This window comes from Umezawaea endophytica (assembly GCF_025061645.1).
Lineage (GTDB): Bacteria > Actinomycetota > Actinomycetes > Mycobacteriales > Pseudonocardiaceae > Umezawaea > Umezawaea endophytica.
In genome coordinates this window covers 423,316-445,627 of sequence record NZ_JANYMP010000005.1, presented here as the reverse complement: position 1 = coordinate 445,627, position 22,312 = coordinate 423,316, and the positions used below count along the sequence as shown (strand labels likewise).

Genomic DNA, 22,312 nt, shown 5'->3' with positions numbered 1-22,312 from the left:
ATACAGTCGAAAGCGTCCGCACGCGGGCGCCACGGTGGCCCGCTCCGCGCAAGGGGAGGACCAGTCCATGCCGCTCGACCCCGTCGCCTACCGCCCGTACGAGGACCCGGACGACTTCATCCGGGAGGTCACCGACCGCATCTGGGTGCAGCGCGACGTCTCGTACATCGTCGACAACTACGAGCCCGACTCGATCGTCCACGGCGGACTCGGCACCGTCGTCGGACGGGACGGGGTCATCGAGGGCAGCCTGATGCGGATCGCGGGCACGCCGCAGCACATCGGCCAGGCCGAGGACGTGGTGTGGGAGGCGCGCGGCGACGACGCGTTCCTCAGCTCGCACCTCGTGTTCTCCAGCGACCCGGACCTGGTGGACGGCAAGCCGGTCCGCGTCCGCAAGCGCACGATCGCCAACTGCCTCTACCGCCGGGGCCGGATGGTCGAGGAGTGGGTGGTGCGCGACGAGCTGGCCAACTGCCTGCAACGCCGCGAGGACCCCGACGAGGTCGCCCGCGGCCTGGTGTTCCGCAAGTACCAGGGCTCGATGCTCGAACCCGCTCCCGCCGACGTGCTCGCGGTGGGCGACAGCGGCCCCCGCCCGGACGACTTCCGCCCCGAGTGCGAGATGGTGCTGGAGTTCGTGGAGGAGGTCTGGAACCAGCGGCGGCTGCACAAGCTCCCGGAGTTCGCCGTGCGGGACCTGTTCCTGCACACGATCGGCGATGAGACGATCCTCCGCGCCGACGGCTACCAGCGCGACCTCCTCTCGCTCGTGGCGCCGTTCCCCAACGCGCGCTTCGAGGTCCGCGACGTCCAGACCAACCACTCCGAGCGGTACGCGGGCCTGCGCGTCGCGGTGATGTGGTCGATGCGCGGCACCTACCACGGCACGCCGTCCTTCGGACCCGCCACCGGCGCGCCGGTCGACCTGCTCGGCGTCTCGCAGTTCCTCGTGCAGGGCGGTCGGATCGTGCGCGAGGTGCGCGTGTTCGACGAGATCGCGCTGCGCGCCCAGATCAACGGCACCCGCGGCGACGGCGCGTTCGCCGAGGCCAACATCTACTGAGCACACGTGAGGACAGATCCCATGCACAACACCGCTGTCCCGCCCGACGAGGTCGTGCGGCGCACCGTTCGGCGGTCCGACTGGGTGCCCTGCAAGGCGGCGTTCATCGACTGCCGGACACCAGGCTCGGACCTCAAGGACAACTACTCGTTCATCGGCCCCGGCGTCTCGCAGAGCGCCGACCAGTTCGTGAACCTGCGCGAGCCGCACGGGTTCAACCTCGGCGCGGCGGGCATGCCCAACGGCGTCACCAACAGCCTGCACCTGCACTTCACCGCCGAGGTGTTCATCAACTTCGGCGGCGAGTACCAGCTCCGCTGGGGTGCCGACGGTCAGCAGGGCGAGTACCGGTCCGTCGACGGCGACGTCATCTCGGTGCCCACGTGGATCTTCCGCGGGTTCACCAACGTCGGCGACGACGAGGGGATCCTGCTGACGGTGCTCGGCCGCGACGACACCGGCGGCATCATCTGGGGCCCCTCGGTCCTGCGCGAGGCAGCCGGGCACGGGCTGCACCTCACCGCGGACAACCGGTTGATCGACACCGTGCTGGGCGACGAGCTGCCGGAGGGCGTCGCGCTCGTGACGCCGATCAGCCAGGAGGAGATCGACGAGCTCGACGTGTTCACGGTCGAGCAGTTCCGCACGCGCGTCACGCACACCGCCGACCGGACCTGGACGCGTGAACCGTTCCTCTGCTCTCGCCTCCCCGGCGGCGGCGCGGAGCTGAGCCTCGTCATCGGCTACGGGCTGAGCGAGGACCGCCGTGCCGTCCCGCGCCTGCACGAGCCGCACGGGTTCTCGGTGGCGTGGCTGCGCGCGACGCCCGGCGAGGGCGTGCTGCGGCACCGCCACGACGAGACCCAGGTGCTGACGGCGAAGGCGGGCCGCTGGGCGGTCCGGCTCAACTCCGGGGCCGAGGAGGAGGTCGTGGAGCTGGGGACGCTCGACTCGCTGTCGGTGCCCGCGGGCGCGTGGCGGTCCATCACGCTGCTGGAGGGCGAGGGGGAGCTGCTCGTCGTCACGGGCGGCGACGGCCGCGCGGTGCTGGAGTGGGCGCCGGAGGTCGTGGCCGCGGCCCGCGAGGTCGGCCGGGTGGTCGACCCGAACGGCTACGTCGCGCCCGCCGCCGTGCTCGTCACGGCGACCGAGGACGACTGACGCCCGTGGTGGTCGTGGCGGCCTGCCAGATCCCCGCGGTGATCGGCTCGAACGACCACGGGCACCTCGTCGCCGCGGTGCGCGAGGCCGCGGCGCGGGGTGCCGGTCTGGTGGTGCTGCCGGAGCTGGCCGTCTGCGGCTACGCCTTCCGCACCGCCGCCGAGGCGCGGGCCGCCGCGCAGGACCTGGACGGGCCGACCGTGACGCTCCTCCGCGCGCTGTCGCGGGAACTGGGCGTCGTGCTGGTGTGCGGCTTCGCGGAGCTGGGCGCCGACGGCGAGGTCTACAACGCCGCCGTCCTCGTGGAGGACGGCGGCGTCCGGCTGCGCTACCGCAAGGCCCACCTGTGGGGCCGGGAACCGGAGTTCTTCCGCGCGGGCGACCGGTCGCCGACCGTCGTCGACACGGCGGTCGGCCGGGTGTCGGTCATGATCTGCTACGACCTGGAGTTCCCGGAGTGGGTCCGGCTGGCCGCGGTCGCCGGGGCCGACGTCCTCGCCGTCCCGGCCAACTGGCCGCTGGACCCCCGCCCGGCGGGTGAACGGGCGATCGAGGTCGTCAAGGCCCAGGCCGCCGCCGGGACGAACCGGGTGCACGTCGTCGTCGCCGACCGCTGCGGCGAGGAACGCGGCGTCCAGTGGATCGGCGGCAGCCTCGTCTGCGCCGACACCGGCTACCTCCTCACCGGCCCCGCCACCACCACGGGCACACCCGCGAGGCCCACCGTCCTGACCGCCGAACTCGACCCGGTCACGGCACGGGACAAGTCGTTGGGACCGCACAACAACGCGCTCCACGACCGCAGGCTCGAACTCTACGACCCGACGACGTGACCGCGGTCGGACGGTCAGGTCGGCTTCACGTTACCGAGGATGATCGGAGCGATCGATACTTTCCGCTCGATGCCGCAGTGGGATTCCAGGATTGTTTTCGCCTCGTTGTAGGACGTGGTGAACTCGCCATCCCGGTACTTCGACGGTTGCAAGAGGCCGTTGAGAACGGGAAATCTGGATCTGTCCTCCAGCATCTTCCACGCCTGTGTCGGATCGTAGAGCTGTGACAGCGCGGATGAGGAACGATCGGCGGGGGTGGTTTCGGCCAAGGCCCTCACGAGCACTGTGACGCATTCTTCGTCGAGTCGTTGTTGGCGCGCCACGGGGAGGTACTCCCGCTCGTATTCCGAGCTGAGGGCTTCCAGGTAGTCGAGCATTCTCCTCAGGGCTGCTCGAAGGTCCTTGCTCGTGTCGTTGGCCATCAACGGATCGAGGATCACCCGCCTGAGGGTGAGCCGGGATTCCAGCAGGCTCTTGTACTGCTCGGCGTACGTCTTCGCTGTCTTGTGGGCGAGGATGAGCTGGCGGGCTGCTGCCAGGGACTCGTCGACCTCGACGACCTGCCGGAGGAGTTCTGCCCACTCGGCCTTCTCGGCGCGATCTAGGTCGTTGTCCCTCAAACTCTCCGAGCGCGCCTGCTCGGCGATGCGCACCTGGGTCGAACGAGCGTCCTCCGCCACCCTGATGATGACCGTCGCGACCCCTCCGACCGCCAGTGCGACCGCCAGTGTCATCAGCAACTTGCCGATTTCGAGCGCGGCGCCACCGTCCGAGTTCATGACCATCGCGACGCCGCTGATCGCGGCTGCCGCGCAGGCGATGCCGAGGACGACCGCCAGCCAGATCAGGGGCGCGCCCGACGGCGGGCTCTCGTCGTCGACGTCCGGTGATGTGTTGCGCATCTTTCTGCCTCCTGGATCAAGCTCTGGAGCTCTTCAAGTGGCGGTGATCGACCCGACGACCTGACCGCGGTCGGACGGTCAGGTCGGCTGGCGCGGGGACGGGCGTGACAGGAGGTCGGTGACGGCGGTTCGGTAGACGTCGCACAGGTGGTAGTCCGAGTGGCGCTGGATGCGGTCGGGTGCGGTCCTGTTGATCTCGGGCGCGGCCCAGTCGTCCTGGTTGCCGTCTGGACCGTAGCCGTGGACCGGGAAGCCGAGGAAGTCCGTTCGGCGCCACAGGTTGATCCAGGGCACCGAACCGTACAGGCCGCCGGTGGGTTTCGGCTCGTCCTGGTCCCTCTTGCGGCGGCTCCACGGGTCGCAGCCGAACAGCGAACCCGCGCGGCACCTCAGGGTGCCGAGGACGGTGTCGCCCAGCAGTTCGGGGAAGATGCGCGCGAAGTACGGTCGCAACTGGGAGCCGTAGGTCAGCAGTGCCATCCGGGGCAGGTACCTGTCGGGCAGCGCGTACAGCGTCGCGACCGCCAGCACCGCGCCGAGGCTGTGGGCGGACAGCACGACTCGGTTCTCCTGGTCCTGGTCGAGCCACTCCTCCGTGCGGTCGACCAGTTCCGGGATCGCGCGTTCCGCGTAGCACGGCGGGGCGAACGGGTGCGCCGCGCGCGGCAGGAAGCAGATCAGGTCCCACACCAGGCCCAGCGGGCGCTTGTTGCCCAGCAGGCCGCCGCCGACGAACGCGCCGACCACGGACACGCCCGCCGCCCCGGTGATCCACGCGCCCCGGTCCAGCAGCCACACGGGGATCGCCGTCGTCGCCCACGCGGGCGCGACCAGGGAGCCGTAGGCGGTGAGGGACGACGCCGCGACGCCGAGCAGGGCCAGCACGCCGATCAGCTTCTCGGACCGGTGCGTCAGCGCGGCGATGTGCCGCCAGCGGGTGAGCCGCTGGGTGCTGGGGTCCGATGTGGACGCCGCCGCGAGTACCACGGGCTCGATCAGCCTCTGCACCAGCATCAGGCCGAGCACCACCACGAGGACGACGAGCAGCCCGAGCGCGGCGGCGAACGAGCCGCTGAACCACCGGTAGACGGCGGGCACCACGACGTCGTCGCCGATCCAGCCGCTCGTGGTCAGCACCAGCATCGCGGAGAGCGTCAGCGACGCGGTCAGCGCCAGGCCGAGCAGCACGCTCGGTGCCGTGCCGGACCACGCCTCCCACCTGCCGCGCTCGCGCGGACGCGCCAGCCACACCAGACCGGCCGCCGCGAGGAGCGAGCCGACCCAGGCGAGGTCGACCCACCGCGACCCGGCCAGCCCGAGCGCCACGACCACGCCGCAGGCCAGCGGGAGGAGGGTGGAGTTCGACCGCCACGCCAGCGCGGACAGCACGACGCCCAGCAGGCCCGCGACGACGAACGGCGGCAGCCACGTGGTCGACCACAGGGAAGCCGGGATGTCCGGCCGGACGACCGCCAGCGCCACGCCCTGCGCGACGAGCACACCGGTGGAGCAGATGACGACCAGCCGGGACCACCCCGGTGCTCGGTGCCCGGAGGGCACGTCCGGGCAGTCGCTCGCGCTCCAGCAGGTCATCCAGCACGCGGCCAGGACAACGGCCGCCCCGAGGACGCTCGTGGTGAGGAACGCGGTGTGCCGCCACAGGTCCACAGAGGACACCAGGGCGACGGTGCCGAAACCCGCGGCCAGGTGCAGGCGGATGAGCGTCCGCAGGCCCTGGTCGCCCGTCCACAGGTCGGGGTCGCTGAGCATGACGTCGTTCTTGCGCACCGCCCGGACCTGGTCCGACGTGTGCTTCTCGTACTTGATCCGCGACAGCGTGGTCAGCAGCAGGAACAGCAGCAGGAGCACCACCGGCACCAGGGACGAGAGCAGGACGCGGATCGCCGGGTCCCGCCCGCCGAGCCAGGTGAGCACCCCAGACCCCGTGGTGCACGCGGTGGAGGAGGCGCACTGGACCGCGACCACGTCGACGGCGACCTCGCACACCGCGAGCACCAGCAGCACCGTCAGGCCCAGGCCGAACAACCGGGTGCTCGCGGCCCCCGCGCCCCGGTCGAACGACGCCCCCTTGGCGGCTTTAACCGGCAGGCGCCTGCTCCAGTACGCGACGTTGGTCAACCCGAACGGCAGCAGCAGGGCCCAGCCGACCCGCCCGATGGCGTTCAGCACCACCGAGGCGACCCCGGTACCGGGCGCTCCGGGGCTGCTGCGCGCGAGACCACCCCACGAGTACGCCTCGCGGTGGACGCCCTCGCCCACGTGCGCCGGGTGGTCCTCGGCCTGCTCGGCCAGGTAGCGCGGCCGTCCGCGCCAGAAACTGCTGAACCTGTCGCCGCGCGACTGCTCCACGGCGTAGTCGGGCAGTGCGAGCATCGCACCGGGTGGTGTGTTGAACACCCCGTGGATGCGCAATTCCAACACCGCAGGACTCATGACGACTCCTCTTGGACCGGTGGTACCGAGGAAGTCGCCGTGCCCGCCGGGTCGTTAGCGGGCATCCGGGTGAACCGCTGACGTGTGGGAGTCCGTCTCGTCCCGCACACTCGGTCGCAGGACCACGCGGAGGGAACACCAGTGACCACGGACGGCATCGCCGACTCCTACAACGACAGCAGCGTGCTCTTCCGGGTGCTGGGCCAGGTCGGGTGGGGTGACCTCGTCAACGTCGGCTACGTGACCTGGCCGACGCTGCCGCTGGCGCTGGGCGGCCTCGGGCGGTTCCAGCGCAGGCTGGTCCGCCGCTCGCTCGCGCTGCTCGACGCGCGACCGGGTGAGGTCGTGCTGGACGCGTGCTGCGGCCGGGGGCTCACGACGGCGTGGCTGGCGCGGCAGGGGTGCCGGGTGCTGGGCGTGGACGTCCAGCCCGAACAGGTCGCGGAAGCCCGGAAGCGCTTCGGGCACGAACCGGGGGCCCGCTTCGCCGTCGTGGACGTCACCGCGCCGCCGCCCACCGCCGGTGACGTCGACCTGTCCGACGGGTCGCTGGACCGCGTCCACTGCCTGGAGGCCGCGTTCCACTTCGGTGCGGACGGCAGGCGGGCGTTCCTGGCCAACACCTATCGGCTGCTGCGCCCCGGCGGGCGGCTCGTGCTGGTCGACTTCACCTGGCGCGACCCCGATCCCACGACGATCACCGCGCTCGACCCGGCCGGGCTCGTCCGCGCCACCTGGCACTTCGAGGAGTTCGAGCCGCTGGACCGGTACCTCGCCACGGCCGCCGACGTCGGGTTCGAGGTGCGCGCGGTGCACGACTGGACGCCGCACGCGCTGGCGCACTACGGGCGTGCGGCCCCGGTGGTGCGTCGAGTCCTCTCCACCGGTGTCGGACGTCGGGCCGCGGGCCTGGTCCGGCCCGCGTTGGCCGATCTGTCCACTGAGGACTGGCAGCACCTGGTCAGGCTCGTGGACGCGCACGTGGCCGCCCTGGTCACCCCGTGCCGCTACAGCGCGCTGGTCCTGGACAAGCCGCTGTGACGAATCGGCGCCCGCCCGCCGCGCTTCACACCAACCGGTGATCAATGGTCGTCATCGGCTCGTCCGGCGCCGCAACGATCTACGCTCCCGCCATGGCCACCCCAACGCCACCGCTGCTCGCCCGCGTCGTGACGGAAGTGTTCGCGCCGTGGGTACTGGTGCTCAGCCTGCCGGGCCTGGTGGTGTGGCACGTGACCCGCAGCGTGGTGCCGTCCGTGGTGTGGGGCCTGGTGATCGGCGTGACCGGATCGCTGCTGCCGATGGTCGTGGTGGTGCTGGGCGCGCGGCGCGGCCGGTGGCACGGGCACCACGTGACGAACCGGGAGGGCAGGCTGATCCCGCTGCTGACCTGCGTGCTGTCACTGGGCGTCTGCGTGGCCGCGCTGGTGCTGGGCGACGCGCCGCAGCGGGTGCTGGCGCTGGTGCAGTCGATGCTGCTGAGCGCGGTGGTCGGTGCCGCGATCACGTTCGCCGCGCCGGTTCCGGGCGGCTGGGGGTGGAAGGTCTCCGTGCACGCCGCCGTGGCGGCGGGAGCGCTGGCGGTGGCCGTGGTGGTGTTCGGGCCGTGGACGCTCGTGCTCGCGCCCGCCGTGGCGCTGGTGGGGTGGTCGCGGGTGGCGCTGGGGCACCACACGGTCGGGCAGGTCGTCGGCGGTGTGGTGCTGGGCTCGGTGGTGGGCGGTCTGTCGTTCTGGGGGCTGACGTGATCGACGGGCTCGCCGGCGGCGACGGCGAGCCCCAGCGGTCCTCCGCCGATCAGGACCCGCCGTGGAAGGTGACGGTGAACCCGCGGCAGTTGGCGCACTGGAACACGGTCTGGTTGCCCGGCTCGGTGTCCTGCCTGGACCACGCGTAAGCCTTGGGGCACCGGGCCTTGACCGCGTTGCTGTAGTTCGTCGGCGCGTCGCGGTTCGGGTTGACGCAGTTGATCGCGGCACCGTTCGGCCCGTAGCGGAGGTTCTCCGGTGGGCAGAAGGGCAGCACGTTCGTCGTGCAACCCGCTGTGCCGCAGGACGTCGAGCCCGGTGGCACCGTCGCGCCGACGGCCTCGATGGTGATCGGCAGGGAGAAGGCGTTGACGTAGCTGACGTTGTACCAGGGCGCGAGGCTGTCGCGGGTGTCGAAGTTGAACTCGGCGAGGCTCGCGGGCTGCTCGCCCGTGGTGCAGCGGTTGGCCTGGACGCCGCAGTCGCCGACGGTGCAGCGGAAGTTCTGGCCGGACGTGCCGGTGCACCCCTGCCTGGCGAAGAACTTCCCGCGCCAGTGCCCCGGCGCCGCCGACTCCGGGACCGTCACCGTCGCGGACTGGCCGTTGGCCAGTGTCGGCAGGTTGCTGAAGTTCACCGACCCGTCGGCGTTGACCGTGCTGCCCACCCACACGGTCTGCCCGGACCGGTTGACGAACGTGACGGTGTGGTTGGTGGCCGCGTCGGCCGTGCCCGTGGTCACGGCCGACGCCATGACCACCAGGGTGAGGAGGATCCGTTTGACCACGACAGGGAACAAGGTTCGACTCCGTTCGAAGAAGGTGCGTGCTTCCTCCGGCGCTCGTCGCCTCACGAGCGGACGAACGACCACGTCAGCGGGATGTTGCCCAGGTTCTTGTCGGCCAGCCGGGCGAACGCGGGCGCGCTGAGGTCGATGTGCTTGCTGTTGCAGCCGGGGCACTTGTCCGCGACCGGCACGGTGATCGTGCGGCCGTTGTAGGTGACCCGGACGGACACTCCTCGGCACAGCGGGTCGTTGTTGGGGTTCGCGGTGGTCCAGTACGAGGCCGGGACGGCGACGAGGAGCTGCGTGTTGGCGTCGATCAGCGTGCCGCACGCGCCGTAGCCCGCCGCGTCGTAGTAGGTGGCGTTGCCGTTGACCGGCTGGTCGAACGGGATGTCGGCCCAGGCGGTGCCGACGGTGGACAGCGAGAGCGCGACGGCCGCGGCGAGCAGGCCGGACGACTTGACGAATTTCCGCATTCGGACTCCCTTTGCTGAATAGTCCGGGAGGAAACATCATCGCAGAGAGCCGGAGTCGCGGACACTGTGCTTTACCCTAGACTTCCGCTTTGGCGGCGGTGGTCATAAATTGTCCGGACAAGAATCCCAACGGCTATTGACACTGCGCTGCGGCGGCGAGGTTGGTCGTGAGCGGGTGGTCTCTGAGCTGGGGAAATGATCTGGCAAGTCGGATAGTGCAAAGGATTTCATTCGGTGGTGCGCGCTGAAAGGTCCGACGATGGTCTTGTCGTGTGATCCGGCCCCTGGGTGAGCGTCGGACCGTCATCATCTTTCTCGAGTTCCGCGGCGGGCCGCCCAGGCGCGGACCCGTCGAAGGAAATGGTGGAGGAATCGCGGAACGGCGGCCGGGCCCGCGCCATTGACCGAAACGAGAACATGTTCTAGTTTGGGAGACGTGGGCGCCCGGCTCGGGGACCGTCCACTCCGGACCGTTCGCCGAGGGCGACGCCGCGGCGGCCGAGAGGGTGGGGTGTTCCTTGCGGCACGGCATCGTCCTGTTCACCAGCGACCGCGGGATCACGCCCAGCGCCGCGGCGAAAGCGGCCGAGGACTCGGGGTTCGACACGTTCTACGTCCCGGAGCACACGCACATCCCGGTCAAGCGGGAGGCCGTCCACCCCGGAACCGGCGACCGGACGCTGCCAGACGACCGGTACCTGCGCACGCTCGACCCGTGGGTCAGCCTGGCGACCGCGGCGACCGTGACGAGTCGCATCCGGCTGGCCACTGCGGTCGCGCTGCCCGTGGAGTCGGACCCGATCACGCTGGCGAAGACGATCGCGACGCTGGACCACCTCTCGGGCGGCCGGGTCACGCTCGGCGCGGGGTTCGGGTGGAACACCGACGAACTCGCCGACCACCACGTGCCCGCCGGGAAGCGGCGGACCGTGCTGCGCGAGTACATCGAGGCGATGCGGGCGCTCTGGACGCAGGAGGAGGCGTCCTACGCGGGTGAGTTCGTGAGCTTCGGGGCCTGCTGGACCTATCCCAAGCCGGTGCAGCGGCACGTCCCGCTGGTGATCGGCGCCGGTGGCGGGCCGAAGACGCTGGCCTGGATCGCGGCCAACGCCGACGGCTGGATGACCACGCCGACGGAACAGGACGTGCCGGGGAAGATCGCCCGGCTGCGCGAGGAGTGGGCCGCCGCCGGCCGTGCGGGGTCGCCCGAGGTGCACGTGCTGGCCACCGCGAAGCCGACCGCCGACCTGCTCGCGGCCTGGGACGACGCCGGTGTCACGGAGGCCGTGTGGGGCCTGCCGGACCGGTCCCCCGACGAGGTCGGGGGTTTCGTGGCCAGGCTCGCGGGCAAGCTCGGGATCGGCTGACGAGGGCGCGGCGGTCCACAGAGGACGGAGCGGTCGTCCGGGGAACCGGGGTGCCGCCTACCGGGTGTAGGCGCGCATCTGCTCGGTCAGCCGGTCCAGTTCGCCCGCCGCGGCGGGGGAGGTGTCGCTGAGCCCGCTGTGCACGGCCGTCGGGCTCCGCAGGAAGCGCCGCAGCACGGCCACGAGCAGCCCCTCCGGCAGGACCTGCAACGCGGCGAAACCGCGGGGGACCGGTGGTGTCGGCAGGTCGGCCAGGTTGCGCCGCATGACGTGGAGCATGGCTCGGACCGCGCCCGGATCGTCGGCCAACGCCTCCGGGCCGCCCGCCGCGCTCACCGCCTGCCCCAGCGGCACCTCGAACGCGGCGTGCGTCTTGAGCCAGAGGTCCATCCGCGGCTCGGCCTTGATGTTGATCCCGGTGGCGCGGAACGTTCGCAGGACCCGTTCCAGCCGCGGGGTGGTGCGGCCGTCGGGTTCGCCGATCCCCATCGGGAAGTTGCGGGTCAGGAGGTTGGGCGCGCGGTAGCGGACCACGTTGCCGTCCATCGTGCCCCCGGTCGTGGGGAAGCCGAGCAGCACCCGCTCGTGGCCGATCACCGCGCCCAGCGGTTCCGCGCCGCCCGCCCAGTTCAGCAGGAACAGCACGTCGCCCTCGACGTCGGCGAGCGACTCCAGCACCTCGTCCACCTGGTGGGTGCGGACGAGGACGGCGATCAGGTCGTACCGGTCCGCCGGGCGCTCGACCGCCGGTACCGGGACCCGTCTGACGACCGGGCTGGTCGCCTCGGCGAGCTGGACGCCGTGCTCGCGCAGCGAGGCCAGACGTTCGCCCCGTGCGAGGAGCGAGACCTCGTGCCCGGCCTCGTGCATACGAACGGCGAGCTGGCTGCCGACAACCCCGGCGCCGTACACGAGCAGCTTCATGGCGACCTCTTCCGCGGGAGAGATTCATTCAAACGTTCGTTTGATTCTTCCGACCGTACAGTACGCACGCATGGCGTCACCCAACACCCGCGCCCAGATCCTCGACGCGGCCGAACACCTGTTCGCCGAGCGCGGCTTCCGCGGCGCCTCGGTCCGCGCGATCACCGATCTCGCCGGGGCGAACCTGGCCGCGGTCGCGTACCACTTCGGGTCGAAGGCGGAGCTGCTGGCCGCGGTCGTCCGGCGCGTGGTCGAGCCCATCAACGACGCGCAGCGCACCAGGTTCGACACCCTGCTCGCCCGCACCCCGGAGCCGACGGTCACCGAGCTGGTGGAGGCGTTCGCGGGGCCGCTGTTCGACGGGATGCGCGCGGGTGACGAGGGCGGGGCCCGGACGTCCCGGCTGATCATGAGGATCCTCGGCGACCCGGCCGAGGAGATGCGCGCCTGGACCGGCTCGGACGAGGACGCGGTCCGCGAGCGCTACCTGACGGCCTTCCGACGCGCACTGCCGGACCTCTCCCCGGAGGAACTGTGGTTCCGGATGCGGGGCATCCTCGCCGTGGCGGCCGTCGACCGCGTCGAGGTCTACAACCGGCAACTCCCGGACTGCGTCTCCCCGGCGGTGGGCGACGACGCCCGACGTTGGGCGATCACGTTCCTGACGGCGGCGATGAGCGCGCCACCGACCGGTACCTGACGACTCGGGCCGCGGGTCCGCGGTGACAACCTTTCGCCGTGCCTCGCCCATTTAGACGGGTGATGGCAACGGACGGGGGGTGGCCATGCGTGAACCCGAGGGGTTCCGGAGCTACGTGCGGGAGCGGCAACCCAAGCTGCTGAGACGCGCTCCGCATCGCGGTGCGTGCCCGTTGACGACGGGTTGTACGAGAAGGTCGCCGAGGGAACCCGCAGACGAGCGCCGTACCGGATCGGGTTGACCGGCGTCGCCGCCGCGGTGATCGTCGTGGGCGCGGGTGCCTCGTTGGTCGTGGTCACCGGGGGTCGACGAGAGGCCCTTCTTTCCCTTGCCGGACGAGCAGCCGCCCTTCACCTTCTCCCGTCGGGGCGAGCTGTCCGGAACGGGGCTCCGCGAGCTGGTCACCGCGGTCAACGCGGCATCGGAGCACCCCATGAGGTGCCTGTCCCGGCCACACCTGGTCGAGGTGCTGGTGAGGTTCCACTACGGGACGACCCCGCCGTCCCGCTAGCGGGGGTGCCGTCACCGGTCCCGGTCGACCAGGTCGGGGTGGTCCTTGAGCTGCCGCCGTGACGTCACCCCGAGCTTGCGGAAGATCGCGCGCAGGTGCGCGTCGACCGTGCGCTTGCTGATGAACAACTGGGTGGCGACCTCGTTCGAGGTGGCGCCCGCGGCCACCAGCCGGGCGACGGCGACCTGCTGCGTCGTCAGCGTCTCGCAGGCAGGCGCGGACCGGCGCTGGACGCGCTGCCCGACGGCGCTCAGCTCGTCGGCGGCGCGTCGGGCGAACGCCTCGGCCCCGGACGCCGTGAACAGCTCGTGGGCGGCTCGCAGTTCCCGCACGCAGTCGGTCCGACGACCCTCGTGCCGGAGCCACTCCCCGTACAGCAGGTGCGCCCGGCCCCGGTAGGGGAGGAGCGGGCTCGCCGCGAGGCACTCGACGGCCTCCCGGTAGTCGTCCTCCACCCCGGTCACGAGCCCTCGGGCGTAGGCCGTGACCCCGCGGCCGAGCGTGGTCCCCGCAGCCTGCGTCCGCTCGGTCAACGACGCCAGCGCTCGCGCGGCCACAACGGGTTCGCCGCACTTGACGGCGGCCTCGACGAACTCGGGCAGTGCCGCTCCGGTGAGGAACAGGTCGCCGTGCTCCGTCGCCTCGCGGGCCGCGGCCATGGCGGCGGGGTGGTCGGCCAAACCGTTGTGCAGCAAGGCCGTGGTCCAGTGCAGGTTGGTCACCCGGCCCGCTCCGCCGGACGCCTCCCGGAGGAGGGACAGGGCTTCCTCGCGGTGGCCGCGCAGAGCGGCCAGGTGCAGCCGGTGGTACACCAGCGGGGTTTCGCCCGCCGCGTCGGCCACCGCCTCCTCCTCGGCGACCGCGGCGAGCGCCGCCCCGAGGTCACCGGCCAGGACGGCGGCGGTGGCCCGCTGCGCGAAGGCGAGCCTCAGCAGCAGCGGCGATCCTGACTCCCGACCAGCTTTCACCAGCCACTCGGCGATGGCGGCGTGGGCGTCGACGTCCCACAACTCGACGCTGATCATCGACGCCAGCGCCGGACGCCTGCTCCACAGAGGACCGCCCTCGGTGCGCAGCGCGTCGCGGAGCAGCGGGAGCGCGGCGCGGTAACCCCGCTCCGCCAGGGTGATCAGCGCTTCGAGGACGTCCGGGGAACTCGGCGCGGGCGCCGAGGCCCGTGCCGCGGTGAGGACCTCGTCGACGACACCGCCTGCGCGACCGACGGCCAGGCTCATCTCGAGTGCTTCCAGGAAGCAGTCCCTCGCTCGGTCGGGGTCCGGTTCGGACAGTCGCCGCGCCGCGCTCACCGCCAGCGCCGGACCGCCGCCGTCTCCGGGGCGGGTGAAGGCGATCCGGCCCCGCAGCAGGTCGACGCGGGCCCGTCGGACGTCGTCCAGCCCGGCGGTGTCGAGGGTCGCGAGGAGGTTCGCCGCCCGGTCGCCCGCGCCAGCCTCGACGCAGGCCTCCGCCGCGGCCAGCGTCCGCTCCACCCGGCGTTCGGCGTCCAGCGACAGCGCGACCGACCGTTCGAGGAACGCGGCCGCCGCCGCGACGCCCCCGCGTGACCGGGCCCGTGCCGCGCAGCGCTCCAGGTCGACCGCGACGTCCTCGTCCGGGCCCGCGACCGCCTGTGCGCGGTGCCACGCCCGCCGGTCCGGGGCCGTGAGCGGGTCGGTCGCCTCGGCCAGCGCGCCGTGCACCGCGCGACGCGCGCCGTCCTCCGCGGCGCGGTAGACCGCCGAGCGCGCCAGCGGGTGGCAGAAGCTGACGCGCACCGAGAACTCGACCAGTCCGGTGGCGACGGCGTCCGCGCCCGCCGTCGGCACGTCGATGCCCAGCGCGCCGGCGGCGGGCCACAGCAGGCCGGGATCGCCCGTGGGATCGGCGCTGGCCGCGGTCAGCAACAGCAGCGCGTCAGGTCCCAGACCGGCCAGCCGCGCGCGGAAGCCGTCCTCGATCCGGGACGGCACCGACGCCGCCGCGGGCGGGGTGAAGCCGCCTGCCCGCGGCAGTTCCAGCAGCGCCAGCGGATTGCCGTTCGCCTCGGCGACGAGCCGGTCGCGGACCCGGTCGTCGAGCGGGAACGGGTTCCGCGCGGCCAGCAGGGTCCTGGCCTCGTGGTCGCTCAACCGGCCGACGGCCAGCGGCGGCAGCTCGGTCAGACCGTCCACAGAGGATGGAGAGCGGTGGGCGAACACGACGGCGACCGGGTCGGACCCGACGCGGCGGGCGAGGAAGGCCATCGCCCGCGACGACGCCGCGTCCAGCCACTGTGCGTCGTCGACCACGCACAGCACCGGCCGTTCGCCGCTCACCGCCGTGACGAGCTCCAGTACCGCCAGACCGACCTGGAAGGGCTGCGGCGTTCCGTCGACCAGTCCGAACGCGATCCGCACCGCGTCGCGACGCGGGTCCGGCAGCGCGGTGAGGTGGTCGAGGACCGGTGCGCACAACTGGTGCAGGGCGGAGTACGGCAGCTCCTGCTCGAACTCGGCACCGGAGACCCGGAGCACCCGGAAGCCGGACGCCGTTCGGACCGCGTGCTCCAGCAACGCGCTCTTGCCCAGGCCCGCCTCGCCGCCGAGCACCAGCGCACCACCCCGGCCCGCCCGCGCGACGGCGACCAGGTCCTCGACCCGACGCTTCTCGCCGTGCCTGCCGACCAGCGGCAGGTCGGGTTCGCGGCTGGTCATGCCGCGCATCCTAGGGGTGACGGGGTCAGCCGGGGTTCGCCGTCACGGCCTCGCGCCGCACCAGCGGCGCGAGGGTGCGCTGGATGATGAAGTACTCGGCGACGAGCACGTTGCCCAGCAAGGACATCCACGCGCTCACGGTGTAGACGTCCTTGTACTCCAGCCAGGTCACCGAGTTCATCAGCGCGATGAGCGGCAACTGGTAGAGCCGCAGGGTCACCGCGGCGAACGTGAGCGCGTAGTTGCGGACCATCCAGATCCGGTGCAGCCGCACCTCACGCCGCCGGATCGCGCGGTAGGCCTTCGCGGCGGTGTACAGCCACGCGACGATCAGCACGAAGAAGGCCACCTGCAAGGGGAAACCGCTCTTGGTGACCACGGACGAGTACACCGCGACCAGCGCGGCGACGACGACCGAGACCAGGTAGACCCGGCCCATCACCCGGTGCGCCCTCGGGAAGCGGGCCCGCAGCTTCGGCACGAACTGGAACGGGCCGATCACCAGCGCGAGGCCCGCGGGCACGGCGTGCATCACCAGGCTCGTGTAGTACCCCGGCGTGATCCGGTCGAGGTTCGGCACGGTGGTGCCGCCGACCAGGTAGGGCGGCACGAAGACGCCCGCGGTGGCGAGCGCGAGCACGGCGAGGAGCCCCCACAGGAACCACCACCAGCGCGTGCGGACAGCCCGTGACATGACTGCACTGGACATGCGTTGCTCCCAAAGTTTCTGCGCGGGACCGATCGGAAGGAACCGCCGTCACGTCCGGGCCGAGAAGGGCACGGGGATGCGGTCCTGGCTCGATCCTGACCCCGTTCCGGGCCCAGCCGCGTCGGCACGAAGTGCCTACTTCCGCCGTGGTGCCGCCGCGTAGGCACCCCCGCGGTCACCGGGCCCGCGTGGTCCTGAGGGGTGAGCCCACGCGCTTGACCGTGCGGATGACCGGCGCGGTCTCGACGGCGTTGACGTGCGGCAGGCCGCCGAGCCGGTCGGTGAGGTAGCGGTAGAGGTCCGCGCTGTCGCGGCACACGGTCGAGATCAGCAGGTTGGTGGGGCCGGTCGTCGCCGCGCAGAAGGCGACCTCGGGGTGCGCGGCGATCGTGGCGCCGGTCTCGGCGAGGTGGGCGGGCGGCACCGACGCCCACAGGCGGGCTTCCGCGCGGTAGCCGAGGAGTTCGGTGTCGACGTCCACGTCGAAGGACAGCAGCCCGGCGGCGCGCAGCGCGTCGATCCGCCGGGCCACCCGCGACTGCGACCACCCGGTCGCGGCGGCCAGGACCGGGTAGGTGGCGCGGCCGTCCAGCGCGAGCGCCCGCAGCAGGGGGCGGTCGGTGTCGGCGAGATCGGTCGCCTGGTCACCCACGTGCACCGGGCGCAGGGCCGCGACCTGGTCCGGGGTGAGGGAACCCGGACCGTCGAGCCCCTGCCTGCCGCCGCCGAAGACGTGCAGGACGCTGTGCGCGGTCACGGCCACGACCGGCGCCGTGCGCTGGAGCCGGTGCAGGATCAACTCGTCGCGCTCGGTCGCCGACCAGGACCGCAGGCTCGCGCTGATCTCCGTGCCGCCGGAGAGCAGGTTCACCCAGCGGGTGTCGTCGCGGCGGGCCAGCGCTTCCGCGACCTGCGCCGCCGAGCCCTGCTCGCACCGCACCCGGACGATCCACTCGGCGCCGCCGAGCCGCCGCGCGTCGACGTCCCCGACGAGCCGCACCAGGTTCGCCTCGCACAGCCGGGCGTAGCGCCGCGCGACCGTGCGGTCCGAGACGCCGAGCACCTCGCCGACGCGCGCGAACGACGCCCGCCCGTCGACCGCCAGCGCGGTCAGCACCCCTCGGTCGACGTCGTCCAGCACGACGGATTCCCGCACCATGGCGTCGATCATGTCGGATTCCCGCGCTGAACGCGCTCCGACGTCCTCCGCAGGCGGGTGGGCCCCGACGCTCGTCGCATGGGAACCGTCATCGAAGAACTCGCGCTGATCGGCTCGGAGGAGCCGCTGCGCGTCCTGGAACGGGACGAACGACTGCTGCTCTCCCCGCCGCACCCGAGCGGTCCGCCGTTCACGCGCACCCTGGACGCCGACGAGGTCCAGTACCAGATCGGTGGCAGGCGCACGCTGGTGTCGCAGCGCGGGCCGGGCGACCTCGTCCGGATCCCGCTGGGGGTGGCGCACACCAGCGTCGCCGCCGAGCCGACCGAACACCTCGTCCTGCCTGCCGACCGGCCGCTCCTCCAGGTCGCCGGGGAGGCCCGGTGAAGGCGTGGGCGCTCACCGCCTTCGGCGGCCCCGACGGCTTCACGCCCGTCGACATCGCGACCCCCGAGGCGGGACCGGGCCAGGTCCTCGTCCGCACCGCCGCCATCGGGATCAACGGCCTGGAGTGCAAGATCCGCGCCGGGTGGCTGGAGCGGGAGTTCCCGACACCGCTGCCCGCCGTGCTGGGCAAGGAGTTCGCGGGCACCGTCGTCGCACTGGGCGACGGCGCGGCCGGGTTCTCGGTCGGGGACCGCGTGGTGGGGTTCGCCGACTCCGGCACGTACGCCGAGCACGCCGTCGCCCGCACCGGGGCGCTCGCGGTCCTGCCGGACGCGCTGGCGTTCGCCGACGCGGTCACGCTCCCCGTCGCCGTCGAGACCGCCGTGCGTGGCATCCGGGCGCTCGGCGTCCGGGCAGGCTGGACCGTCGTGGTCAACGGGGCCGCGGGCGCGGTGGGCGGCACCGCCGTGCAACTGCTCGTCCGGCAGGGCGCCACGGTCATCGGGACGGCGTCCGAGCCCAACCACGAGCACCTGACCGCGCTCGGAGCCACCCCCGTCGCCTACGGCCCCGGAGTCGCGGCCAGGATCCGGGACCACGGCGCGGTCGACGCCGTCTTCGACGTGACCGGCCACGGCTTCGCGGCCACGGCCGTCGAGCTGACCGGCGACCCGCGCCGCGTCCTGACCATCGCCGACTTCGCCGCCGCGGCGCTCGGCGTCCTGACCTCGACCGGACCCGCCGCGCCCACCGCCGAGCCGTTCGCGCCCGTCGTCGCGTTGGCGGCGGCGGGCGGGTTCCGGACGGTGGTCGACCGGGTCTTCCCGTTCGCGGACCTCCCGGCCGCCCACGTCCGCAGCGACGGGGGCCACGTGCGCGGGAAGGTCGTCGTCACCTGCTGACGGCCGTCACGCCCACACCTCCCGCACGGCGTCCGCGACCGAGGCCGCCTGCGTCCGGCCCGCTTCGGCCGCGGGCGCTCGTCGGGCGGGGTCGAGGACGTTGCCGCCGATGGCCTTCAGCGCCGCGGCGTCCGGGCTCAGCAGGATCGACCTGGCGTCCAGCGCGGCGAGTTGGACGTCCGGGCGGCCCGCGCGGGTCAGTGCCCTGGTGATCGGGGCGAGGACGACGACGCGCCCGTAGCCCGCGGCCAGGTCGACGTTGGCGACGGAGCGCATCCCGCCGTCCATGTAGCGGTGGCCGTCGATGGTGACCGGCGGCCACACCAGCGGTACGGCGCAACTCGCGGCGACGGCGTCGAGGAACGGCGCCCCGCTGTCCCGGTCGAACACCGCGAACGAGCCGTCCTCGGCGTTCACCGCCGTGACGCGCAGCGCGCGCTCCGGCCAGTCGCGCTGGGCGAGCCTGCCTTCGAACACCGTGCGCCGCTCGGCCTCGGACACCGTCCGCGCGCGCAGCGCCGCCCGGCCGAGGCGGGCGCGCTTGCGCTGCCCGGTCCCCGGAAGCGCGTAGGCCGTGACGTAGCGCAGCATCATGCCGGTGGTCAGCCGGGCCGAGATCTCGTCCCGCGGCGGGTGCGACTGGCCCGCGTACAGCTCCTCCAGCGGCGTGCCGTCCGCGAGCCGGGCCGCGACGACGGAGCCCGCCGACGTCCCGATCAGCAGGTCGGCCCCGGTCAGGTCCACACCCGCCTCGGCCAACCCGAGCACCAGGCCGATCTCCCAGGCGATCCCGGTGACGCCGCCGCCACCCAGCACCAACGCGCGTCCCTTGTCGCTCACGGCTCCACGATGCCGGCATCCGGCGGGTCCGTGGGCCAACCGCCCGTGCCACGGGTGTCACGGGGCGGATATAGCTTATAACCTCTGCTCAGCGCACTGTGATCCAGCTAGCTGGTTGTGCTCACGAACTGGTACGCACGTCCGGTGTAGGTTATAACCGAGCACCGAGGAGGCCCTGTGATGGCGGAGCCCGCCGAACCCTTCATAACGAAGAGCGACTTCGCGTACACGACCCTGCGCGAGAAGATCCTGTCCGGCGAGTTCGGGCCGGGGGAGGTGCTCAACCAGGCGACGCTGGCGCGCACCATCGGGATCAGCACCACCCCGCTGCGGGAGGCGTTGCGGCGGCTGAAGTCCGAGGGCCTGGTGGAGTTGGACGCGCATCGGGACGCGCGGGTCACCGAGCTGACCGCGGAGGAAGCGCGGGACCTGCTGGAGCTGCGCCGGTCGTTGGACCCGCTGGCGGTCGCGCTCGCCGCGCAGCGCCGCACCAAGTCCGACATCCAGGAGATCCGCGCGGCGGTCCAAGGCCTCGAACCGCTGCCGAGCGACCCCGGCGTCGACGACCTGATCGCGCACCGGCGGTTCCACTCCGCGCTGTACCGGGCGTCGCACAACGACCTGCTGATCGCGACCCTGGACGGCCTGTGGGACAAGGCGGACCGCTACCGCAGGCTCGCGCTGGAGGTCGTGCGCGGTGACGAGGAACGGGACCGGACGACCGCCGAGCACCACCTGTTGGTGGAGCACGTCGTGGCGGGCGACTCCGACGCGGCGGCGGCCGTGATGCACCAGCACGTCTCCACCAGCCTCGGGGCGAAGGCCGCGTCACGCCTGGGCGTCAGCCCGGTCGCGACACCTCGCGCACTGCCCTGAACGGCGTCGTCGGCGGGCGCGGGATGCTGGTCCTGCTGCTCGCGCACACCGTGCTCGTCCAGCTCGTGACGTTCGTGCTGCGCCCCACCTCGACCTACCGCGCGCTGGAACTGGACGTGCCGTCGGCGTGGCTGGGTGTGCTGTCGGCGGCGTTCGCGGTGGCCCCGCTGCTGCTGGCCATCCCGTCCGGCCAGGCGGTCGACCGGCTCGGGGAGCGTCGGGTGCTGCTCGCGGGCGCGCTGCTCCTGTGCGCGTCGGCCGGGGTGTTCGTGCTGATCGGTGACGGCGTGGTGGGCCTGCTGGTCGGCAGCGTGCTGCTGGGCACCGGCCACCTGTGCTCCGTGGTCGCGCAGCAGGCGCTGGTCGCGAACGTGACCGCGCCCCACCGCTACGACGCCGCGTTCGGCTACTACACGTTCGCCGCGTCACTCGGCCAAGCCCTGGGGCCGGGCCTGATCCTGCTGTTCGGCGGCGCCCGGACGATTCCCTACACCGACACGATCTTCGGCGTGACGGTCGCGATCACCGTCGTGCTGCTGGGCGTCACGGTCGCGCTGCGCCCGCCCGCCGTGCGACGTCCGGCCACTGTGGACGGTGAGCCCGCCGGGCTGCGCGACCTGGTGCGCCGCCCCGGTCTGCTCCGCGCGCTCACGGTGAGCTGCGTGGTGATCGCGGCCGTGGACATCACCCTGGTGTACCTGCCCGCGCTCGGCGCGGAACGCGGGATCGCCTCCGGTGTCGTCGGTGTGCTGCTGACCCTGCGCGCCGTGGCGTCGATGGGGTCACGCCTGTTCCTCGGACGGTTGGCCGCGTGGCTGGGTCGCCGCGCGCTGCTGGTGGGCAGCATCGCCCTGTCCGCCGCCGGTCTGGTCGCGGCGGCCGTCCCCATGCCGGTGTGGCTGCTGGCGCTGGTCGTCCTGGCGATCGGCCTTGGGCTCGGCGTTGGCCAGCCGTTGACGATGTCCTGGCTGGCGGAGTCGACCCCGGCAGGGCTGCGGGGCAGGGCGATGTCGTTGCGGCTGACCGGCAACCGCCTGGGCCAGGTCGTCATCCCCAGCGTCGCGGGCCTGCTGGCCGCGGGCACCGGCGCCTCCGGCGTGCTCGTCCTGACCGCGGCCGGACTGACCGCCGCAGGCGTCGCGGCGGGACGCCTGCGGCTGAACTCCCCGCCCGACTGACGACGGCCCAGCGCCGTGAGCGACCCCCCGCGGTCGCTCACGGCGGACCATCACCCTCGCGCCGCCGCTTCCACGGCGGGGAAGTTGCCGCTCATCGGGGTGTCCTGCGCCTTGATGACCCGGCGGCTCACGCGCCAGCGGCCGTCGTGGCGGCGCACGACGTCGTGGTGCGTGAGGCTCTGGACCTTCCCGCCCGCCATCAGGATGAAGCCCTTGGACCGCGCGATCACGATGTCGTCCTCGACGGTGATGACGACGTTGGTCAGGTGGTGGGCGACGGGGTTGTGCGCGCCGAGCCGCAGCGCGCCCTGGCGCATCGCCTCGATCCCCTCGAACGCGCCCACTCCGGCGTCGGTGAGGTCGTAGACGGCGTCCGGGGTGAAGCCGTCCTCCAGTCGGTCCAGCTCGCCGCTGTCGAAGAGGTGGCCGATCAGGGACAGGGTTTCGGTGATCTCGTAGCGGTCTTCGAGGGTCAACAGGGTCATGTCTCGGTCCTCTTCCGGAGCGGGTGCGCGATCGGTGTTGTCGCGGCGTGACATCAACGCTAGCACTGATGTCTCGCCGCGACATCAGGTCGGCGTTGATGTCGCGGTGAGACATCGGACACTCACGGCCTCGGGCCGTCGGCTTCCGTGTTGT

22 protein-coding genes are annotated in these 22,312 nt (G+C 72.4%); 12 read left to right on the top strand and 10 right to left on the bottom strand.

Features of this window, described 5'->3' with window-relative positions; translation table 11 throughout:
• Positions 1 to 67 precede the first annotated feature (67 nt).
• From NZH93_RS14110 to NZH93_RS14100, 3 genes are read left to right on the top strand one after another with little or no spacing between them, the layout of a single operon-like run.
• Positions 68 to 1,066, top strand: coding sequence for a nuclear transport factor 2 family protein (locus tag NZH93_RS14110; protein ID WP_259623495.1), 999 nt, complete (start codon positions 68 to 70; stop codon positions 1,064 to 1,066).
• 21 nt (positions 1,067 to 1,087) lie between these two features.
• Positions 1,088 to 2,227, top strand: coding sequence for a cupin domain-containing protein (locus NZH93_RS14105; RefSeq protein WP_259623494.1), 1,140 nt, complete (start codon positions 1,088 to 1,090; stop codon positions 2,225 to 2,227).
• 5 nt (positions 2,228 to 2,232) lie between these two features.
• Positions 2,233 to 3,060, top strand: a complete 828-nt coding sequence (locus tag NZH93_RS14100; RefSeq protein WP_259623493.1) for a nitrilase-related carbon-nitrogen hydrolase — start codon at positions 2,233 to 2,235, stop codon at positions 3,058 to 3,060.
• 14 nt (positions 3,061 to 3,074) lie between these two features.
• Here NZH93_RS14100 and NZH93_RS14095 read toward each other — a convergent pair whose 3' ends face one another.
• Both NZH93_RS14095 and NZH93_RS14090 read right to left on the bottom strand, forming a co-directional pair.
• Positions 3,075 to 3,962, bottom strand: a complete 888-nt coding sequence (locus NZH93_RS14095; protein WP_259623492.1) for a hypothetical protein — start codon at positions 3,960 to 3,962, stop codon at positions 3,075 to 3,077.
• Positions 3,963 to 4,040: 78 nt separating this feature from the next.
• Positions 4,041 to 6,416 carry an energy-coupling factor transporter transmembrane component T family protein gene (locus NZH93_RS14090; RefSeq protein ID WP_259623491.1) on the bottom strand — a complete coding sequence of 792 codons (2,376 nt, stop codon included), beginning with the start codon at positions 6,414 to 6,416 and terminating at the stop codon, positions 4,041 to 4,043.
• Between the two features lie 141 nt (positions 6,417 to 6,557).
• Here NZH93_RS14090 and NZH93_RS14085 point away from each other — a divergent pair, with 141 nt between their 5' ends.
• Both NZH93_RS14085 and NZH93_RS14080 read left to right on the top strand, forming a co-directional pair.
• Complete coding sequence (locus NZH93_RS14085) at positions 6,558 to 7,457, top strand: SAM-dependent methyltransferase (RefSeq protein ID WP_259623490.1); 900 nt, start codon at positions 6,558 to 6,560, stop codon at positions 7,455 to 7,457.
• Between the two features lie 92 nt (positions 7,458 to 7,549).
• Positions 7,550 to 8,164 carry a hypothetical protein gene (locus NZH93_RS14080; RefSeq protein WP_259623489.1) on the top strand — a complete coding sequence of 205 codons (615 nt, stop codon included), beginning with the start codon at positions 7,550 to 7,552 and terminating at the stop codon, positions 8,162 to 8,164.
• 49 nt (positions 8,165 to 8,213) lie between these two features.
• On the opposite strand, the gene NZH93_RS14075 is transcribed toward NZH93_RS14080, so the two are convergent.
• The gene (locus NZH93_RS14075) at positions 8,214 to 8,963 is read right to left on the bottom strand and encodes a thaumatin family protein (protein ID WP_259623488.1); all 750 of its coding nucleotides are present in this window, start codon (positions 8,961 to 8,963) and stop codon (positions 8,214 to 8,216) included.
• 50 nt (positions 8,964 to 9,013) lie between these two features.
• Positions 9,014 to 9,427 (bottom strand): cysteine/serine endopeptidase inhibitor, encoded by a 414-nt coding sequence (locus NZH93_RS14070; protein WP_259623487.1) that lies wholly within the window; start codon positions 9,425 to 9,427, stop codon positions 9,014 to 9,016.
• A gap of 518 nt (positions 9,428 to 9,945) precedes the next feature.
• Between NZH93_RS14070 and NZH93_RS14065 the strand changes: the two genes are divergently transcribed.
• On the top strand, positions 9,946 to 10,794 hold the full coding sequence (locus NZH93_RS14065) for an LLM class F420-dependent oxidoreductase (protein WP_259623486.1): 849 nt from the start codon (positions 9,946 to 9,948) through the stop codon (positions 10,792 to 10,794).
• A gap of 57 nt (positions 10,795 to 10,851) precedes the next feature.
• On the opposite strand, the gene NZH93_RS14060 is transcribed toward NZH93_RS14065, so the two are convergent.
• Positions 10,852 to 11,718: a ketopantoate reductase family protein gene (locus NZH93_RS14060; protein WP_259623485.1), complete on the bottom strand. Its 867-nt coding sequence runs from the start codon at positions 11,716 to 11,718 to the stop codon at positions 10,852 to 10,854.
• A 70-nt stretch (positions 11,719 to 11,788) separates the two neighbouring features.
• On the opposite strand from NZH93_RS14060, the gene NZH93_RS14055 reads away from it, so the two are divergent.
• Entirely contained in the window at positions 11,789 to 12,418 is a 630-nt protein-coding gene (locus NZH93_RS14055) for a TetR/AcrR family transcriptional regulator (protein WP_259623484.1), read from the top strand.
• A gap of 328 nt (positions 12,419 to 12,746) precedes the next feature.
• Complete coding sequence (locus NZH93_RS14050; RefSeq protein WP_259623483.1) at positions 12,747 to 12,929, top strand: hypothetical protein; 183 nt, start codon at positions 12,747 to 12,749, stop codon at positions 12,927 to 12,929.
• An 11-nt stretch (positions 12,930 to 12,940) separates the two neighbouring features.
• On the opposite strand, the gene NZH93_RS14045 is transcribed toward NZH93_RS14050, so the two are convergent.
• From NZH93_RS14045 to NZH93_RS14035, 3 genes are all read right to left on the bottom strand, one after another.
• Positions 12,941 to 15,622 (bottom strand): ATP-binding protein, encoded by a 2,682-nt coding sequence (locus tag NZH93_RS14045; RefSeq protein ID WP_259623482.1) that lies wholly within the window; start codon positions 15,620 to 15,622, stop codon positions 12,941 to 12,943.
• 25 nt (positions 15,623 to 15,647) lie between these two features.
• Entirely contained in the window at positions 15,648 to 16,331 is a 684-nt protein-coding gene (locus NZH93_RS14040) for a DUF2306 domain-containing protein (RefSeq protein WP_259623481.1), read from the bottom strand.
• A 175-nt stretch (positions 16,332 to 16,506) separates the two neighbouring features.
• Positions 16,507 to 17,502 (bottom strand): Lrp/AsnC family transcriptional regulator, encoded by a 996-nt coding sequence (locus NZH93_RS14035; RefSeq protein ID WP_259623480.1) that lies wholly within the window; start codon positions 17,500 to 17,502, stop codon positions 16,507 to 16,509.
• A 66-nt stretch (positions 17,503 to 17,568) separates the two neighbouring features.
• On the opposite strand from NZH93_RS14035, the gene NZH93_RS14030 reads away from it, so the two are divergent.
• Positions 17,569 to 17,877 (top strand): hypothetical protein, encoded by a 309-nt coding sequence (locus NZH93_RS14030; RefSeq protein ID WP_259623479.1) that lies wholly within the window; start codon positions 17,569 to 17,571, stop codon positions 17,875 to 17,877.
• Positions 17,874 to 18,779: an NADP-dependent oxidoreductase gene (locus tag NZH93_RS50670; RefSeq protein ID WP_259623478.1), complete on the top strand. Its 906-nt coding sequence runs from the start codon at positions 17,874 to 17,876 to the stop codon at positions 18,777 to 18,779. Before NZH93_RS14030 ends, NZH93_RS50670 begins: the two co-directional genes overlap by 4 nt.
• 6 nt (positions 18,780 to 18,785) lie before the next feature.
• On the opposite strand, the gene NZH93_RS14020 is transcribed toward NZH93_RS50670, so the two are convergent.
• Positions 18,786 to 19,619 (bottom strand): patatin-like phospholipase family protein, encoded by an 834-nt coding sequence (locus NZH93_RS14020; protein WP_259623477.1) that lies wholly within the window; start codon positions 19,617 to 19,619, stop codon positions 18,786 to 18,788.
• 180 nt (positions 19,620 to 19,799) lie between these two features.
• Between NZH93_RS14020 and NZH93_RS14015 the strand changes: the two genes are divergently transcribed.
• Positions 19,800 to 20,495, top strand: a complete 696-nt coding sequence (locus NZH93_RS14015; protein WP_259623476.1) for a GntR family transcriptional regulator — start codon at positions 19,800 to 19,802, stop codon at positions 20,493 to 20,495.
• A 23-nt stretch (positions 20,496 to 20,518) separates the two neighbouring features.
• Entirely contained in the window at positions 20,519 to 21,673 is a 1,155-nt protein-coding gene (locus NZH93_RS14010; protein ID WP_259623475.1) for an MFS transporter, read from the top strand.
• A 50-nt stretch (positions 21,674 to 21,723) separates the two neighbouring features.
• On the opposite strand, the gene NZH93_RS14005 is transcribed toward NZH93_RS14010, so the two are convergent.
• Positions 21,724 to 22,158 (bottom strand): nuclear transport factor 2 family protein, encoded by a 435-nt coding sequence (locus NZH93_RS14005; protein WP_259623474.1) that lies wholly within the window; start codon positions 22,156 to 22,158, stop codon positions 21,724 to 21,726.
• Positions 22,159 to 22,312: the final 154 nt, after the last annotated feature.

Excerpts from the sequence above, each read along its gene's own strand:
- NZH93_RS14110 (WP_259623495.1), top strand. The coding sequence starts at position 68 with ATGCCGCTCGACCCCGTCGCCTACCGCCCGTACGAGGACCCGGACGAC.
- NZH93_RS14105 (WP_259623494.1), top strand. The coding sequence starts at position 1,088 with ATGCACAACACCGCTGTCCCGCCCGACGAGGTCGTGCGGCGCACCGTT.
- NZH93_RS14095 (WP_259623492.1), bottom strand. The coding sequence starts at position 3,962 with ATGCGCAACACATCACCGGACGTCGACGACGAGAGCCCGCCGTCGGGC.
- NZH93_RS14090 (WP_259623491.1), bottom strand. The coding sequence starts at position 6,416 with ATGAGTCCTGCGGTGTTGGAATTGCGCATCCACGGGGTGTTCAACACA.
- NZH93_RS14080 (WP_259623489.1), top strand. The coding sequence starts at position 7,550 with ATGGCCACCCCAACGCCACCGCTGCTCGCCCGCGTCGTGACGGAAGTG.
- NZH93_RS14070 (WP_259623487.1), bottom strand. The coding sequence starts at position 9,427 with ATGCGGAAATTCGTCAAGTCGTCCGGCCTGCTCGCCGCGGCCGTCGCG.
- NZH93_RS14060 (WP_259623485.1), bottom strand. The coding sequence starts at position 11,718 with ATGAAGCTGCTCGTGTACGGCGCCGGGGTTGTCGGCAGCCAGCTCGCC.
- NZH93_RS14055 (WP_259623484.1), top strand. The coding sequence starts at position 11,789 with ATGGCGTCACCCAACACCCGCGCCCAGATCCTCGACGCGGCCGAACAC.
- NZH93_RS14045 (WP_259623482.1), bottom strand. The coding sequence starts at position 15,622 with ATGACCAGCCGCGAACCCGACCTGCCGCTGGTCGGCAGGCACGGCGAG.
- NZH93_RS14040 (WP_259623481.1), bottom strand. The coding sequence starts at position 16,331 with ATGTCCAGTGCAGTCATGTCACGGGCTGTCCGCACGCGCTGGTGGTGG.
- NZH93_RS14035 (WP_259623480.1), bottom strand. The coding sequence starts at position 17,502 with ATGATCGACGCCATGGTGCGGGAATCCGTCGTGCTGGACGACGTCGAC.
- NZH93_RS14030 (WP_259623479.1), top strand. The coding sequence starts at position 17,569 with ATGGGAACCGTCATCGAAGAACTCGCGCTGATCGGCTCGGAGGAGCCG.
- NZH93_RS14015 (WP_259623476.1), top strand. The coding sequence starts at position 19,800 with ATGGCGGAGCCCGCCGAACCCTTCATAACGAAGAGCGACTTCGCGTAC.
- NZH93_RS14010 (WP_259623475.1), top strand. The coding sequence starts at position 20,519 with ATGCTGGTCCTGCTGCTCGCGCACACCGTGCTCGTCCAGCTCGTGACG.
- NZH93_RS14005 (WP_259623474.1), bottom strand. The coding sequence starts at position 22,158 with ATGACCCTGTTGACCCTCGAAGACCGCTACGAGATCACCGAAACCCTG.